Annotated in this window: 14 protein-coding genes; 6 read left to right on the forward strand and 8 right to left on the reverse strand. The window is 39.2% G+C overall.

Annotation, left to right across the window (positions count from 1 at the left end; translation table 11 throughout):
• The first annotated feature begins 144 nt into the window (after positions 1-144).
• The 5 genes from HWX15_RS00400 (at position 145) to HWX15_RS00420 (ending at position 3,788) form a co-directional block, all read left to right on the forward strand.
• Complete coding sequence (locus HWX15_RS00400) at positions 145-948, forward strand: S24 family peptidase (RefSeq protein ID WP_175879889.1); 804 nt, start codon at positions 145-147, stop codon at positions 946-948.
• Between the two features lie 13 nt (positions 949-961).
• Complete coding sequence (locus HWX15_RS00405) at positions 962-1,393, forward strand: hypothetical protein (RefSeq protein ID WP_175879890.1); 432 nt, start codon at positions 962-964, stop codon at positions 1,391-1,393.
• A 5-nt stretch (positions 1,394-1,398) separates the two neighbouring features.
• Positions 1,399-1,809, forward strand: a complete 411-nt coding sequence (locus tag HWX15_RS00410) for a hypothetical protein (RefSeq protein ID WP_254867321.1) — start codon at positions 1,399-1,401, stop codon at positions 1,807-1,809.
• A gap of 139 nt (positions 1,810-1,948) precedes the next feature.
• Entirely contained in the window at positions 1,949-2,395 is a 447-nt protein-coding gene (locus HWX15_RS00415; RefSeq protein ID WP_175879891.1) for a hypothetical protein, read from the forward strand.
• Between the two features lie 247 nt (positions 2,396-2,642).
• Entirely contained in the window at positions 2,643-3,788 is a 1,146-nt protein-coding gene (locus HWX15_RS00420) for a tyrosine-type recombinase/integrase (protein WP_217703777.1), read from the forward strand.
• A gap of 87 nt (positions 3,789-3,875) precedes the next feature.
• On the opposite strand, the gene eno is transcribed toward HWX15_RS00420, so the two are convergent.
• A complete protein-coding gene (eno, locus tag HWX15_RS00425) occupies positions 3,876-5,180 on the reverse strand; it encodes a surface-displayed alpha-enolase (RefSeq protein WP_000022821.1) in 1,305 nt (434 codons plus the stop codon).
• A 163-nt stretch (positions 5,181-5,343) separates the two neighbouring features.
• Between eno and HWX15_RS00430 the strand changes: the two genes are divergently transcribed.
• The gene (locus tag HWX15_RS00430) at positions 5,344-5,790 is read left to right on the forward strand and encodes a YueI family protein (protein WP_175879930.1); all 447 of its coding nucleotides are present in this window, start codon (positions 5,344-5,346) and stop codon (positions 5,788-5,790) included.
• Here the strand turns inward: HWX15_RS00430 and HWX15_RS00435 are convergent.
• The 7 genes from HWX15_RS00435 to pulA all read right to left on the reverse strand — a co-directional run bounded on the left by HWX15_RS00435 (position 5,787) and on the right by pulA (position 15,894).
• Positions 5,787-6,902 (reverse strand): glycerate kinase, encoded by a 1,116-nt coding sequence (locus HWX15_RS00435; RefSeq protein WP_175879931.1) that lies wholly within the window; start codon positions 6,900-6,902, stop codon positions 5,787-5,789. The two genes, HWX15_RS00430 and HWX15_RS00435, sit on opposite strands and share 4 nt — an antisense overlap.
• A 9-nt stretch (positions 6,903-6,911) precedes the next feature.
• Positions 6,912-7,556, reverse strand: coding sequence for a phosphoserine phosphatase SerB (gene serB / locus HWX15_RS00440; protein WP_175879932.1), 645 nt, complete (start codon positions 7,554-7,556; stop codon positions 6,912-6,914).
• A gap of 58 nt (positions 7,557-7,614) precedes the next feature.
• The gene (glgA, locus tag HWX15_RS00445) at positions 7,615-9,048 is read right to left on the reverse strand and encodes a glycogen synthase GlgA (RefSeq protein ID WP_175879933.1); all 1,434 of its coding nucleotides are present in this window, start codon (positions 9,046-9,048) and stop codon (positions 7,615-7,617) included.
• Entirely contained in the window at positions 9,045-10,184 is a 1,140-nt protein-coding gene (glgD, locus tag HWX15_RS00450) for a glucose-1-phosphate adenylyltransferase subunit GlgD (protein ID WP_175879934.1), read from the reverse strand. Before glgD ends, glgA begins: the two co-directional genes overlap by 4 nt.
• The gene (locus tag HWX15_RS00455; RefSeq protein WP_049512069.1) at positions 10,174-11,316 is read right to left on the reverse strand and encodes a glucose-1-phosphate adenylyltransferase; all 1,143 of its coding nucleotides are present in this window, start codon (positions 11,314-11,316) and stop codon (positions 10,174-10,176) included. The genes glgD and HWX15_RS00455 overlap by 11 nt, the downstream gene beginning before the upstream one ends.
• A complete protein-coding gene (gene glgB, locus HWX15_RS00460; protein WP_175879935.1) occupies positions 11,306-13,234 on the reverse strand; it encodes a 1,4-alpha-glucan branching protein GlgB in 1,929 nt (642 codons plus the stop codon). Before glgB ends, HWX15_RS00455 begins: the two co-directional genes overlap by 11 nt.
• A gap of 380 nt (positions 13,235-13,614) precedes the next feature.
• Positions 13,615-15,894: a type I pullulanase gene (pulA, locus tag HWX15_RS00465; protein WP_175879936.1), complete on the reverse strand. Its 2,280-nt coding sequence runs from the start codon at positions 15,892-15,894 to the stop codon at positions 13,615-13,617.
• Between the last annotated feature and the right edge of the window lie 37 nt (positions 15,895-15,931).

Genomic DNA, 15,931 nt, shown 5'->3' on the forward strand with positions numbered 1-15,931 from the left:
TTCCTTAAGCTTGATTTAATTATACTACGAATTAAATCGTATGTCAATACTTTTTTAGAATTTTTTCGTATTTTTTTCGAATTTTTTATTTACAAATACGAAAATAAGCGTTATTATATAGTAAAAGACAAAAGGAGAAAAATAATGGCCAGAGGACGAGGAAAGTTAACTCCTCAAGACAAAGAGGATATGAAAATCTTTTCCGCAAACCTTAATACGATTTTGTCGGATAGGAATTGTAAGCAAGTTGAATTGTCCAGAGCGACAGGTATACCTGCTAGCACTTTAACGGGTTATGTGAAAGGAACTTCTTTGCCTATACCCGGAAATGTACAAAAGATAGCTGATTATTTTGGAGTATTAAAATCGACTTTAGACCCAAGGTTTGTAAGTGAAGATTCTGCTATCAAAGTCAGCCCTGCACCACCACCTGCCACTTCCCCCATCCAATCCATCTACAACGAACTTGAACCGCCTGGACAAAGAAAAGTTATCACATACGCTGAAAAATTACGAGATGAACAAGAGAAGCGAAGAAAAACGAAGATAAACGAAGTATCGGAGAAAGTTGTTCAACTCTATGGTTACGACTACTATGACCACGCTGCTTCTGCTGGTACTGGGCAGTATTTGAATGATGTACGAGTTGAACAGATAGAGTTGCCAATAGATGTAGATGCTGACTTTGTTATCCCGATTAAAGGTGACTCCATGGAGCCTGATTATCATGATGGCGACCTAGTGTTTATCCAGACAAGTGTTGATTTGAATGATGGTGTTATCGGAGTGTTTAACTACAACGGAGAGGCATATATCAAGCAACTGGTTATTGATACAGAACAATCCTACCTACATAGCTTGAACCCTGATTACAAAGATATGCCAATCACACCAGAAACAGACTTCCGAATCATTGGGGAAGTCGTAAATTTGTATAGAGAAAAATAGACGGAGAATAACAATGGTTGAATTAAATGAAGAATTTTCTTCAATTTCCTTTAATGAAAAAATATCGAACATTCGTTTTGTACACTTAGAAAATGAAAAACTTTTGACAACTGCTTCTTCTTTGGATGAATTTCCTGCTTCTTTTTCGCTTGGAGTAGACATTGATTTGTTCAATATTAAAGCTAATTACAAATACCAAATCCATGTTTTCTTTCAAGGAGATGGACAACTCCATGAGCAACTCATACACGTTTCAAACGTATACATCCATGAAGAAGAATTTATCTTCTCCAAAAATAATTACGGTATAACTACAGGAAGTTTTATCTTTGGATTGACCCCTAAAAAACAAGGTGATTATAGAATTACTCTCAAACTTGTTGACGCGGAATATCAAAAGGTTCTCGATGAATTTCATCAATATATCTATCTTTACAAGAGGTAACAGGCATGAGTGGTACAAGCGAGTTTAAAACAAAAACTACAGACAAAGTCACAGAATTGCGTTCCCAAAATTATGCTAATGGTGATATAATGAAAGCAAAGATTCAGGAGGAACAAAGTATGGAACGTGAAATGTATACTAAAACAGAAATTGATTTAAAACTTGATAAAATCAATTCTGATGTCAAACATGGTTTTGAAAAAGTTGATTTAAAATTCGACCAAGTCAGAACTGAAATGCGTGATGGTTTTGAAAATATGGGACTTCGAATGGAAAAAATGTTCTCTGATTTCAAACTGGAGCAACAAAAAGAGAAAGAAGAAAACAAAAAATGGTTAATCGCATTAACCGTCGGATCTCTTCTTTCAATTATCGGGATTGTCGTTTCAATTATCGCCATCCTAGCCCAAAAATAAAAACCACACTCTCTTTGAACATTACATATCGTTGGAATCGATTTAATTTTATGGTGTAGATAAAATTAATAGTAAAAATCAACTGTTTCCTTTTTGGAAATAGTTGGCATATAAAAAACGGAAATAAAGGAGAATACCAATGAAAAAACTACTAACAACATCAGCAATCTTGCTTAGTGCTACAGTTCTAGTAGCATGTTCAAACAACCAATCGACTACCAAAGATAGCGCAGAACAACCAAAAACAAAGCAAACTAAAGCAAATGACAAACCTGCTTCTAAAAAGGCTACTAGCTTAGACGATTTTAAAAAAGCACTAGAAAGCAATGGCTTCACTATCAAAGAAGAAATCTCAAAAGAAGCTAGTCTTATTCAAGCCGAATCAGGGAAAGGGTTCATTTTAGAAGATGATACTGCTGTAGAAGTTTACGAATACTACGAGAAAAACCCAATGTTTAAAGAAGCTAAAAAAGAAAAAGAGTTAATCGGACACCCTGCTTATATCTACGGAAATTATGTTGTTTTAGTGCTTAATGCTACAGACTCAAAAGATAAGATTTTAGAGAGTTTCAAAGGATTTGAGTAGATCGTTGACAGTATTTATAAATTGAACTATAATTAAGTTACTTAGAGGTTTACCCTCATAATTTTAGACTTTGCACCTTAGCGTGCCAGGGGAAGTAACTTAACTGTTGCTTCCCTTTTTAAAAACTAAAAAATCCCCACGCTCGCAAAGTTTGGCGACTCTGAGCGTGAGGATATCCTGTATAGTAAAAGGCATTAAAAAGCCTGTTTTACTATGCCTATTTTATCAAGAAATGAGGTGAAAATCAATGTGGATGGAAGAACTTTCCAACGGAAAATATAAATTCTTTGAACGATACAGAGACCCGTATACCGAGAAATGGAAAAGGGTATCTGTCACTCTTGATTCGGGTTCAGCAAGAGCTAAGAAAGAAGCTCAGAAACAACTGGACGAAAAGATAGAATCCTTACTGCAAAAATTGACTACTGCTTCTGCTCTCTTTCACACAGTCTTTGACGAATGGTGGGAATTTCACCAGAAGCAAATTAAATTGAGTACGTATAAGACTATGTTAGCTACCTACAACCGAATATCCGATAAAGTTGAACTAGGTACTAAATTGGAAAATATGGATGTACGGCTGGTTCAAAGATTGATTGATACTGAAGAATGGACATATACCCAAAAATATCGTGTCAAATCAATTCTAAACGTCTTCTTTGATTATGCTATCGACCAAGGTTTTATTGAGAATAATCCTGCTAGGAAAGCCAAACTTCCGAGAAAAAAACAAAGCTTGGAGCAGATTAAAAATGCAAAGGATAAATATCTAGAACCAAAAGAATACAAGGCTATTTTAAAAGAACTCTATCGAAAAGATATTACATTACGATACGCCTTGGCATGTGAGTTTATGATCCTGAACGGTTGTCGTGTCGGTGAGTTAGCTGGTCTTACACTAGACAAATATCACAAAGATAGTAAGACATTAGATATTCATACTACATTTAATCGATACATTCCAGACGATGATGGAACTAAGACTTTTGCCAGCTTCAGGACGACACACCTCACAAAAAGAGAGATTGAAATACTTGATAAAATGATTGAATTAAATCGTCTAAGCGAAACAACCGATAAGAATTGGCATAAAAGCGACCGCATCTTTGTTACAAATACGGGAAAGCCCGTTCATAGCTCTATCCTAAGCAAGTCTCTCCAGCGAGCAAATGAACGCCTAAAGAAACCAATTCCCAAACATCTATCCCCTCACATCTTCAGACATACAACTATTAGCATTTTAGCTGAGAATAAAATTCCGCTAAAAACAATCATGGATAGGGTTGGACATTCTGATTCTGATGTTACTAATTCCATCTATACTCACGTCACGAAGAACATGAAAGATGAAGCAATCAATGTACTGGATAAAGTTATGAAAAAGATTTTTTAAAAAGTTTTGCCCCTTTTTTGCCCCCTAAATACAAAAATAGCCCTTCGGATAAAATCCGAGGGGCTAGAAACGTTGTTAAATCAACGATTATTTTTTCAAGTTGTAGAATGATTTCAATCCACGGTATTCAGCTACTTCACCAAGTTGGTCTTCAATACGAAGCAATTGGTTGTATTTAGCGATACGGTCTGTACGTGAAAGTGAACCAGTCTTGATTTGTCCTGCGTTAGTTGCAACTGCGATGTCAGCGATTGTTGAATCTTCAGTTTCACCTGAACGGTGTGATACAACGGCAGTGTAACCAGCTTCTTTCGCCATTTCGATAGCGTCGAATGTTTCAGTAAGAGTACCGATTTGGTTAACTTTGATAAGGATTGAGTTAGCAGCACCTTCTGCAATACCTTTTTCAAGGTAAGAAGTGTTTGTTACGAAGAAGTCGTCACCAACCAATTGAACTTTACCACCAAGACGTTCAGTAAGAGCTTTCCAACCGTCCCAGTCATTTTCATCCATACCATCTTCGATAGTGATGATTGGGTATTTGTTTACCAATTCTTCAAGGTAGTCGATTTGTTCTGCAGCAGTACGTACAGCTGCTCCTTCACCTTCGAATTTAGTGTAGTCGTAAACTTTACGTTCTTTATCGTAGAATTCTGATGAAGCACAGTCAAATCCGATAAATACGTCTTTACCTGGAACATATCCAGCAGCTTCGATAGCAGCAAGGATAGTTTCAACTCCGTCTTCAGTTCCTTCAAAACGAGGAGCGAATCCACCTTCGTCACCTACGGCTGTTTCCAAACCACGAGATTTAAGGATTTTCTTAAGAGCATGGAAGATTTCAGCACCCCAACGAAGAGCTTCTTTGAATGATGGCGCACCAGCAGGTACGATCATGAATTCTTGGAAAGCGATTGGAGCGTCAGAGTGAGAACCACCGTTGATGATGTTCATCATTGGAGTTGGAAGAACTTTAGTATTGAATCCACCAAGGTAGCTGTAAAGTGGGATTTCAAGGTAGTCAGCAGCAGCACGAGCTACAGCGATAGACACACCAAGGATTGCGTTTGCACCCAATTTACCTTTGTTAGGAGTACCGTCAAGAGCGATCATAGCACGGTCGATAGCTTGTTGATCACGTACATCGTAGCCAATGATAGCTTCAGCAATGATGTTGTTTACATTGTCAACAGCTTTTTGTGTACCAAGACCACCGTAACGAGATTTGTCACCGTCGCGAAGTTCAACTGCTTCGTGTTCACCAGTAGAAGCTCCTGATGGAACCATACCACGTCCGAAAGCACCTGATTCAGTGTAAACTTCTACTTCAAGTGTTGGGTTACCGCGTGAGTCTAGGACTTCGCGAGCGTAAACATCAGTAATAATTGACATTTTTTACTCTCCTTATGAGTTAAATTTTTTACACCTCTATAATACCTTAAAACCCCTCCTTTTTCAAGAAAAAACGTTATCTTTGTGCAAATTTTCCTTAACTTTATAAAGTAATCGCTTTCTTTTGTCTGTTTTATTCTAACTTTTATGATATACTGTTTTCATGACAGATTTATCAAAACAATTACTTGAAAAAGCTCATGGTGGAGCAAAATTAAATCCGGATGAGCAAAGACGCTATCTTGGTACTTTTGAAGAAAGAGTTCTTGGATATGCAGATATTGACACAGCAAATAGCCCTCAGCTAGAAAAAGGCTTTTTATCTATTTTAGAAAACCTACAGGAAAAAGCAGAGCCTCTATTTGTGAAAATCTCACCAACTATCGAATTTGACAAGCAAGTTTTCTACTTAAAAGAAGCAAAAGAAACCAATAGTCAAGCCACCATAGTATCTGAAGAGCATGCTACTTCTCCCTTCGGTCTGGTTATCCATAGCAATGCACCAGTTCAAGTAGAAGAAAAGGACCTTCGACTTGCTTTTGCAAAACTTTGGGAAGTTCAAAAGGAAGAACCAGTCAAAACATCCTTCTGGAAGAAATGGTTTGGCTAAATCTTGTGCATATTTAATAAGTGCCCAATATTGGCAGCCGTGCGCTCCAGATAGAGACTGGCATTTTTCAAACTATCTTCTAAAGGTTCACTTTTCTCCAAAATTGAAAAGGCGGCTTGAATATTTTCAAATGGTAAGGGAGGTAAATCCTCAGCAAGACTACCGCAAATAGCAATAGCAGGAACTCCAACAGGGGTTCTTTTTGCTACACCAATAGGCGCTTTACCTGTTAAGCTTTGACGATCTAGCCTTCCTTCTCCTACAACAACCAAGTCAGCATCTGAAACTTTCTTATCAAAGTTGATTAAGTTCAAGCAGGTATCAATTCCAGACACGATATTTGCCTGAGTAAAGGCACACAAACCAGCAGCAAGGCCTCCACCAGCTCCTGCTCCTTTAATTTCCAATGTTACAGGTGAGGCTTTTTCATAAAAATCTTGGATTGCCTGATCTAGGACTGGAAACATAGCAGGATGTAGGCCTTTTTGTTTGCCAAAAATGTAGGTCGCACCTTGATGACCACATAAGGGACTCGCGACATCTGCTAAAATACGAATTTGCACATCTTCAGGAATTTCATAGCGATTTTCTGTTGAAACCGAAGCTAATTTTAGTAAGGATTGACCACAAGCCGGCAAGACATTTCCATCCCTATCATAAAATTGATAACCTAAACCAGCAGCAATCCCCAGTCCTCCATCATTACTAGCCGTACCACCAACGCCAATATAGATTTCTTTAATCTCTTTACTAATGAGGTGGCGAATCAATTCTCCAATACCACAAGTTTGGATTTTCAGTGGATTTCGTTCCTCTAGCGGAATCTTTCCAAGGCCAACTAAATCAGCAACTTCAAATAGTGCCAGTCCCCCTTTTTGAAAATAGCGCATGGCTTCTTTTTGGCCAAAAGTGCCTGTCACTTGGATCCATTTTTCTTCTAGGTCAAGAGAATGTCGGATAGCATCTACAGTACCTTCTCCCCCATCACCAACAGGACAGAGGAGACAGTCTACATCTGCTATCGATTGTTGGAAGCCTCTTTTTATTGCTTCAGCTACCTGTTGAGCTGTCAAGCTTTCCTTAAACGAATCTGGTGCAATTACAATCTTCATATTTTCCCCTCATTCTAAAAAGTCAATCAAAGGAAGAACTTCTAAAAAATCCCTCTTGTCAACATGATTCGGTATTTCCTGTTTCAGCACTTCTTTGGCACAAAAAGCAATTCCCAATCCTGCTGATTTCAACATCAATAAATCATTGGCCCCATCACCGATTGCAAACGTTCTTTCTTTAGAAAGTTTTAGTTCCTTTCTCCATTGTTCCAGAGTCTCTTTTTTGACCTCAGGACTTATAATTTGTCCAACTAATTTTCCTGTTAGAAGACCATCTTTGACTTCAAGTTGGTTGGCAGAAAAATAGGCGATTCCAAGAGATTTTGCTAATCTCTCAACTATTGGAGTAAATCCACCGGACACCAGACCAACTAGGATGCCATTCTTTTGGAGAATAGAGATAAATTCCTGGGCATTTGGCGTTAGATGAATTGAGTTGAAAACTTTATCAAAGACCGCAATAGGAAGACCTTCCAACAAGGAAACTCTTTTGCTTAAACTGCTTTCAAAGTTCAACTCTCCTCGCATTGCCTGACTTGTAATCTGCGAAATTTCCTCCTCACGACCTACCTCTCTTCCCAAAAAATCAATCACTTCTTCTAGGATTAAGGTTCCATCCACATCCATAACACACAAGCCTTTTACTTGAGACATCAGTTCTCCTCTCTAAACAGCCCAAAAATCGTATGAAGTCATCATACGATTTTATCTATTAGTTAACTAAACTATGGTACAAGTCAAGGTATGACCTGCAGGCTGTATCCCATGAGAAATCACACTCCATAGCTTGTTTTTGTAGGTTTCTCCAAATGTCTGGATGATTTCTATACAAGTCCAAAGCTGTTTGGAAAGTCCAATTTAACCAATAAGGAGATAGATTGTCAAAGCTAAAGCCAGTACCGCTTCCTTCGATTGGATTGAAAGCACGAACGGTATCTCGCAAGCCTCCAACTTCATGGACCAATGGCAAAGTTCCATAACGCATAGCCATCATTTGAGACAAGCCACACGGTTCGAAACGACTTGGCATGAGGAAGAGGTCACAAGCAGCGTAGATTTCTTGAGCAAGTTTGACATCAAAAGTGATATTTGCTGATAGCTTGTCTGGGTAAATCTGAGCAAACCATGAGAAAGCTCCTTCAAAGGCTGGATCTCCAGTTCCCAAAAGAACAATCTGAACATCATTTTGCAAGATATGGTGAAGACTTTCGACCACCACATCAAAACCTTTTTGACGTGTCAAACGAGAAACAATTCCCACTAGAGGAACGTCAGCTCTAACTGGCAGGCCAACTCTCTCTTGTAATTTTGCCTTGTTTTGGGCTTTCCCAGATAAATCTTCCTGACTAAAATGATAGTCCAAAAGGATATCCGTCTGAGGATTATAAAGATCAGCATCAATCCCATTCACGATACCAGATACCTTACCAGATTCCATTCTAAGAATCTGATCCAAGTTACATCCGAACTGACTGGTCATAATTTCATGAGCATAGCTAGGTGAAACGGTTGAAACACGGTCAGCATAAAGAATACCAGCCTTCATCCAGTTCAGACAGTTGTTCCAGCGAAGGGTACCATCAGCATAACGTTCAAAGCCGACTCCAAACAAATCCCATAACATTCCTTCTGAAAATTGTCCTTGAAATTCCAAATTATGAATGGTTAAAACAGTTTTTATTCCTTGATAGGCTTGAATCCAACGGTATTTTTCCTTTAACAAGAAAGGAATCATAGCTGTATGGTAGTCATGAACATGGAGAAGGTCAGGAATGAAGTCAATCCTTTCCATAGCCTCAATGGCAGCCAGTTGGAAGAAAGCGAAACGTTCCCCATCATCAAAATCACCGTAAACATGACCACGGAAGAAATAATATTGGCTGTCAATAAAGTAGAAGGTTACACCGTTTAAGACGGTTTTCTTAATCCCACAGTACTGTCTGCGCCAACCGACGCTCACCTCAAAATGAAGAACATCTTCAATCTGATTTCCAAATTTAGCCTCTACCATGTCATAGTAGGGTAAAATCACTGCAACTTCATGTCCCGCTTTTACCAGTGATTTAGGAAGAGCGCCAATGACGTCTCCCAAACCACCTGTTTTTGAAAAGGGTGCACCCTCTGCTGCTACAAATAAAATTTTCATGAATGAATATCCTCTGTTACTTTGCTACCTTTCTTAACGACGACTGGATGTTCTGCAGTTCCACGGATCACAACTCCATCCGCAACTTCAACACCCTTGTCCAAGATAGCATATTCTACCTGAGCACCTTCTCCAATAACAACACGAGGGAATAAGATGCTATCTTTAACCAAGCTATCCTTATGGACATGAATATTACGTGATAGAACAGAATTAGCCACTTGACCTTCAATGATACTACCAGACGCAAACTGAGAAGTGCTTACTTTAGATGTATTAGCATAATAAGTTGGTTCTTCGTTTTTGACCTTTGTATAAATCTTTTGATTTGGTGAGAAGAGAGAATAGAATTTCTGTGATTCAAGCATATCTTTATTAGCTTGGTAATAAGACTCTACAGAATGAATATTTGCAAGGTAGCCTGTATACTCGTAGGCGAAAGCTCCCTCTTTTGCAGCCAAATCCCGTAAAACATAACGCAACTTCTCTGGATGTTCTTTTTTAGCTTCTTCTTCCAAGCGTTCAATCAACCAAGGTGTATCAACGACAAAGATATCTGTAGACATATTGAACGTTTCAGCTGCTGACTTGCTATCAAAGAGTTTATGAGAAAGAACATGGTCTGTTTCATCCACTTCTAAGATTGCATTTACTTCTGAAATATCTTTCTTAGCTAGTTTTTTATAAACTACAGTGATAGGCCCTTTTGTTGTACTATGTAGGTGGAAAACTTGGTTCAAATCAATGTTAATCAAGACATCGCAGTTGAGGGCAACCGTTTGGTTTGAGCCAGAACGTTTCAAATAAGTAAGAAGCTGTTGGTAGTATTCTTTTCCAACTGTGCTACTTTCTACACGGGTATTGTAAATTCCTAGATAATAGTGACTAAGAAGAGTTGACAAGCCCCACTCGCGTCCTGAACGAATATGGTCAAAGACTGAGCTGATATTATCCTGCTGGAAAATACCAAAGACACTACGAACACCTGCATTAGCAAGGCTTGAAAGCGGGAAGTCAATCAAACGATATTTCCCACCAAATGGCAAACTTGCTACTGGACGGTGGTCCGTCAATGTCGACATATCATGAAAACCAACTGTATTTCCTAAAATGGCAGAATATTTATCAATCTTCATCTGTTGCTACCCCCACTACTTCATCATATCCTACAACTTGTACTTCATCTGTTCCATCAATTTCGACACCGTCAGAAATAATCGCACCTTCACCAATAATGGCACGTTTAATCTTAGCTCCTTGACCAATAATAGCTCCACTCATGATAACTGAATCAACAACTTCCGCTCCTTCGCGAACTTGCGCGCCTGTTGAAAGGATAGAATGTTTAACAGTTCCATCAACGAAACATCCATCTACAACTAATGAGTCTTCCACATCAGCATTTGCCCCGAGGAAGTTTGGTGGTGAAATCAAGTTTCTTGAGTAAATCTTCCATTGACGGTTACGACTATCCAAGGCATTCTCTGGAGAAATGTACTCCATGTTCGCTTCCCAAAGCGACTCAATCGTACCAACATCTTTCCAGTAACCGCTAAATTCGTAAGCATAAACACTTTCACCTGACTCAAGGTAATTTGGAATGACATTTTTACCAAAGTCTGACATGTCAACCTTGCTCTTTTCAGCAGCAACGAGCATATTACGAAGGCGTTGCCAATCAAAAATGTAGATTCCCATAGAAGCTTTTGTAGATTTAGGTTGAGCTGGTTTTTCTTCAAATTCAACAATACGATTGTTGGCATCTGTGTTCATGATACCAAAACGGCTTGCTTCTTTAAGAGGGACGTCTAAAACTGCTACTGTCAGGCTAGCATTATTATCCTTATGAGACTGGAGCATATCATCATAGTCCATTTTGTAGATGTGGTCCCCAGACAAAATCAAGACATACTCAGGGTTGACACTGTCGATATAGTCGATATTTTGGTAAATAGCGTGACTAGTCCCTTCAAACCAACGATTTCCTTCACTGGCAGAATAAGGTTGAAGAATAGAAACACCAGAATTGATACCATCTAGTCCCCAGCTTGAACCATTCCCAATATGATTGTTGAGAGCAAGAGGCTGATACTGTGTAATGACCCCAACATTATGAATCCCTGAGTTGGCACAGTTTGATAGGGCAAAGTCAATGATACGGTAGCGCCCACCAAATTGCACAGCTGGTTTTGCGATGCTTTGAGTGAGTTTACCGAGACGAGTTCCTTGCCCACCAGCAAGAATCAAAGCTAACATTTCATTCTTCATTTTCTACTCCTTTTTGGTTTTTACTTGTGACGGTTTTAGTAGGTTTCAAGCGGCGTTTGATTTTCCAAACACTAGCTCCCATAGCCGGTAGGGTAAAGGTCAAGGTCTGCTCATAATCTTTCCATAGTCCTTCTTGCGTTTGAACAGTTTGATTATGTTCTTTCCAAACGCCTCCCCACTCTTCCAACTCAGTATTCCAGACTTCTTCGTAAATTCCTGCAACGGGTAGTCCGATTGTAAAATCTTTCCGTTCAACAGGTGCCATGTTAAAGATACAGACTAACATTTCTCCCTTTTTACCCTTACGAATAAAGGAAAGAACACTCTGGTCTCGATTATCCGCATCAATGATTTCAATACCATCATAGCTGGTATCAATTTCCCACAGACAGCGGTTGTCTTTGTAAAACTGGTTTAGCTGAGAAGTGAAATACTTCATCTTAGCATTCATTGGGTCTTCTAGGTTAGACCATTCCAACTGCTCTTCAGATTTCCATTCTAGGAATTGACCATATTCGCTACCCATGAAGAGCAATTTCTTACCAGGGTGACAAATTTGGTACGTATAGAGATTGCGCAAGCCTGCGAATTGATTGTAACGATCTCCCCACATCTTATGCATCATACTCTTCTTGCCATGAACCACTTCATCGTGCGAGAATGGCAAGAGATAGTTTTCATTGAAAACATACATAAAGCTGAAAGTCACCAAATTAAAGTCATATTTACGATAAATCGGATCTTCTTCGTAGAAACGGAGGATATCATTCATCCAGCCCATGTTCCATTTGTAGTCAAATCCTAGACCACCAAGCTCTCTCCTTCCCGTAATCTTGGTTGCAGACGAACTTTCTTCTGCAATCATCATCACATCTGGATATTCTAACTTAATAATATCATTCAAGCGTTGAAGGAAATAATAACCTTCATAGTTGAGATTTCCCCCATCTTTGTTAGGTGTCCATGGAGCATCATCATAGTCCAAATAGAGCATGTTGCTAACAGCATCCACACGAATACCATCCAAATGATAGACATCGATCCAATGCTTAATACAAGAAATCAAGAAGGACTGGACTTCATTTTTTCCAAGGTCAAAATTGAGAGCGCCCCAACCATAGTTATGAGCCTTATTATGGTCTTGGTACTCAAAAGTCGGTGTCCCGTCATAATAGGCTAAGGCATCATCATTGATGGTAAAGTGACCAGGTACCCAGTCTACGATAACCCCAATATTATGGATATGACACTCCTCGACAAAATCTTGAAACTCCTCTGGTCTACCATAAGCATGCTCTAAAGCGAAGTAACCCATAAGCTGATAACCCCAACTCAACCCCAAAGGGTGGGACATCAAGGGCATAAACTCAATATGAGTATAGTTCATTTCAACGAGATAAGGAATGAGTTCATCCTTGAGCTGGGCAAAACTATAAGGACTACCATCAGGATTTCTTTTCCATGATCCAGCGTGAACTTCATAGATATTGACAGGACGTTCAGCAAAGCCCCAACGTTTTCTTCGTGCCAGCCAAAGTCCATCCCTCCATTTCTTCTCAGGAAGCTCTGTTACGATTGCCCCTGTTCCTGGACGCGCCTCATATCTGACAGCAAAAGGGTCAATCTTCATCAGTTGATGACCATTTTGACGTGTGACATGATATTTGTAAATATGCCCTTCTTGAGCCATATTGGTAAAGACTTCCCAGACCCCAAAGTCATTTCTTACCATTGGAATCTGCCCCTCAATCCAGTTGGTAAAATCACCAACCAAGTGAACAGCCTGAGCATTAGGTGCCCAAACACGGAAAGTATAACCATACTCTCCATTTAGCTCTTCCCTATGTGCTCCTAGATAATGCTGAAGGTGAAAATTTTCTCCTGTCATAAAGGTGCGCAAAGCTTCTCTTTTATCCATAATACCTCCCCTTTTCTGTAAGCGTTTTCTATGTTTTTATTATACTACCTTTTTAGAGAAGATTCAAGTAAATTACTATACTTCTTTAAAATTATTTTGAAAATCTTCAACAAATTCACTGATGTGTCCACTTGTAAATCAATATTTTTTCAAAAAAATTGCGAAAACGCCTTTCTTTTCTCTACTATAATACCAAAAAGTTCGTATTTTTTCTATTATTATTGTTTTATAGTAAAAAAATAAAATCAGGAAAACAATTTCCTGATTTTACACGTTTGATGAAAATATTTATCAAATTTTCTATACAAGTGAGTTATCAGCTAAGTTCTTTCTATTCGTTCACTTCCAATGATGTGTTAGAATAGCGAGATAGATGGTCTTTATAAAACACTCAAGACGGCTAGACTAATATCATCTAACACATTGTCTTCTTTTGAGCGACTGTTGGTTACCAACATAGCTAAATTTCCTGCATTTTCAAATGGATAGGGTTCTGATTTAGCATTCACAACAACCAAGAGGTGTTCTTTGCCGTGAACTTCATAGATAAGGCAGCCGCTATGTTCAATCGCAGAATGCACAAAGACATGATGGTAAATTTCATCATAGCTAGAGTAAGAAAAGGCACCAGTTTTTGTCTTCAATCGGATGACTTGACGGATAAACTCAATACTGTCTTGACGCTCATTGATCAAATCCCAGTTGACTTGGTTCACACTGTCAGGAGCATTATAGCTATTCATCGCACGCTCTCTATCATCGTGTGTCAACTCACCATTATCACCAGTCGCAACGAGTTTGGTACGACCAAATTCTTGACCGATTTCCATAAAGGCCATCCCCTGCATGAGCAGATTCATGGCTGTGGCTGTCTCAACCTTGCGCATGATTTGCTCTGAACTTTGGTCTGGATGAAGGGTTGCCAATAAATCGTGAAGATTGTAATTGTCATGGGCTTCTACATAGTTAAGCACCTGATTTGGATGTGTATAGGTTCCTAATTCACGACTGCCTAGGATTGCTTTGGCAAGAATTGGCTCTGTCGCAGCACCACTGACAAAACCTGATTTAATTGCACCGTAAACTTCTCCACCTTTGACAGCATCACGCTGATTGTCATTAAAGAAACCAATATTTGGCATCTCGTAGGCATTGTCTTTCTTAGCCTTATCATAAGGGGCAAGGCCTGTTCCCATATCCCAACCTTCTCCATAGAGGATGATGTTAGGGTCGATTTCATCCAAGCTCTGACGAATCATCTGCATGGTCTTGACATCATGAATCCCCATCAAATCAAAACGGAAGCCGTCAATATTGTATTCCTGCACCCAGTATAGAAGAGAATCAATCATATACTTGCGGAACATTTCGTGTTCACTGGCTGTTTCATTTCCAACACCCGTTCCATTCTGGAAGGTACCGTCTGGATTCATACGATAATAGTAATCAGGGACAGTTGTTTGGAAAGGTGCATCAACAACTGAAAAGGTATGGTTATAGACCACATCCATAATGACACCAATGCCCGCATCGTGATAAGCTTGAACCATGGTCTTCAAGTCGCGAATGACCTGAGCTGGATCATCTGGATTAGTTGAAAAACTAGTTTCTGGCGCGTTATAGTTTTGTGGGTCATAACCCCAGTTGTAGGTCACATTCCCGTCCTCATCGTATTCTTTGTGACGGTCTGCAATTGGTTGCAACTGAACATAATTGTAGCCCAACTTCTTGATGTGATCAAAAGCAGTTGACTGACCGTACTGGTTAACTGTTCCAGTCTGAGCAGCACCCAAGAATGTTCCTCGAAGATGTTCATCTACACCTGAGGTCGGTGATTGGGTCAAATCACGAATATGCATTTCACAAATAACTGCCTTACATGGATTTTCCAAACGCCAAGCAGCATCAGAACCATGCTTGACCTCGAAGTTTTCAACTTGCTTTTCTTCATGACTCAAAATAGCTGAACGTTTGCCATCAGGACTGGTCGCAATGGTGTAAGGATCACGTGTCAGTGTTTGGTGATGAGGGAATTGGACCTGATACTGATAAGCCTTACCAGTCAAATCTTCCTCAACATCCAAACTCCAGACACCAATAGTATTGTCCTTATGGTTATAAGAGTAGCGATTGCCTCTCTCCATATTAAAAGTTTTCCAAACAGAGGCATCATTAGCAGCTGATTCATAAACCACAACCTGCACTGCTGTCGCTGTTGGTGACCAAAGGGAAAAATGAGCCTGATTGTCCTCTACACGGCAACCCAATTCCCCTTGGTAACCCCAATGATGGTCAAAACTAGCACTGTTAATGGCCTTATCAAAGGCAAAAGGATTTTGATTTTTATAGAAAGGACTGGCAATAGCAGGATTTTCAGAGTAATAAATCCGATCATCGCCTTCCAAAATCCAGACCTCTGTTAATAGGGGATAGTGATTAAAACGGATAGCATATTCTTTACTAGTTTGACCTGTATGAACCACAAAATTCAAGCTTTCTAAGGGATGAACGCTTGGGTGTTCAAAACTAAATAAGGCACCAAAATAATCTTCTTGGTAAGTTAGTAAATCAATTCGTTGATCCTTACTCTTTACAAAAGAGCAAGTGCCGTATTCACCATTCTTGCGATGGTAATGAATGCGCATAGGGTAGGTATACATTTTTATTTTTCCTTTTTATTTTATTTCTGTTTCACTA

Origin of the sequence: Streptococcus thalassemiae (assembly GCF_903645285.1) — a bacterium.
GTDB lineage: Bacteria > Bacillota > Bacilli > Lactobacillales > Streptococcaceae > Streptococcus > Streptococcus thalassemiae.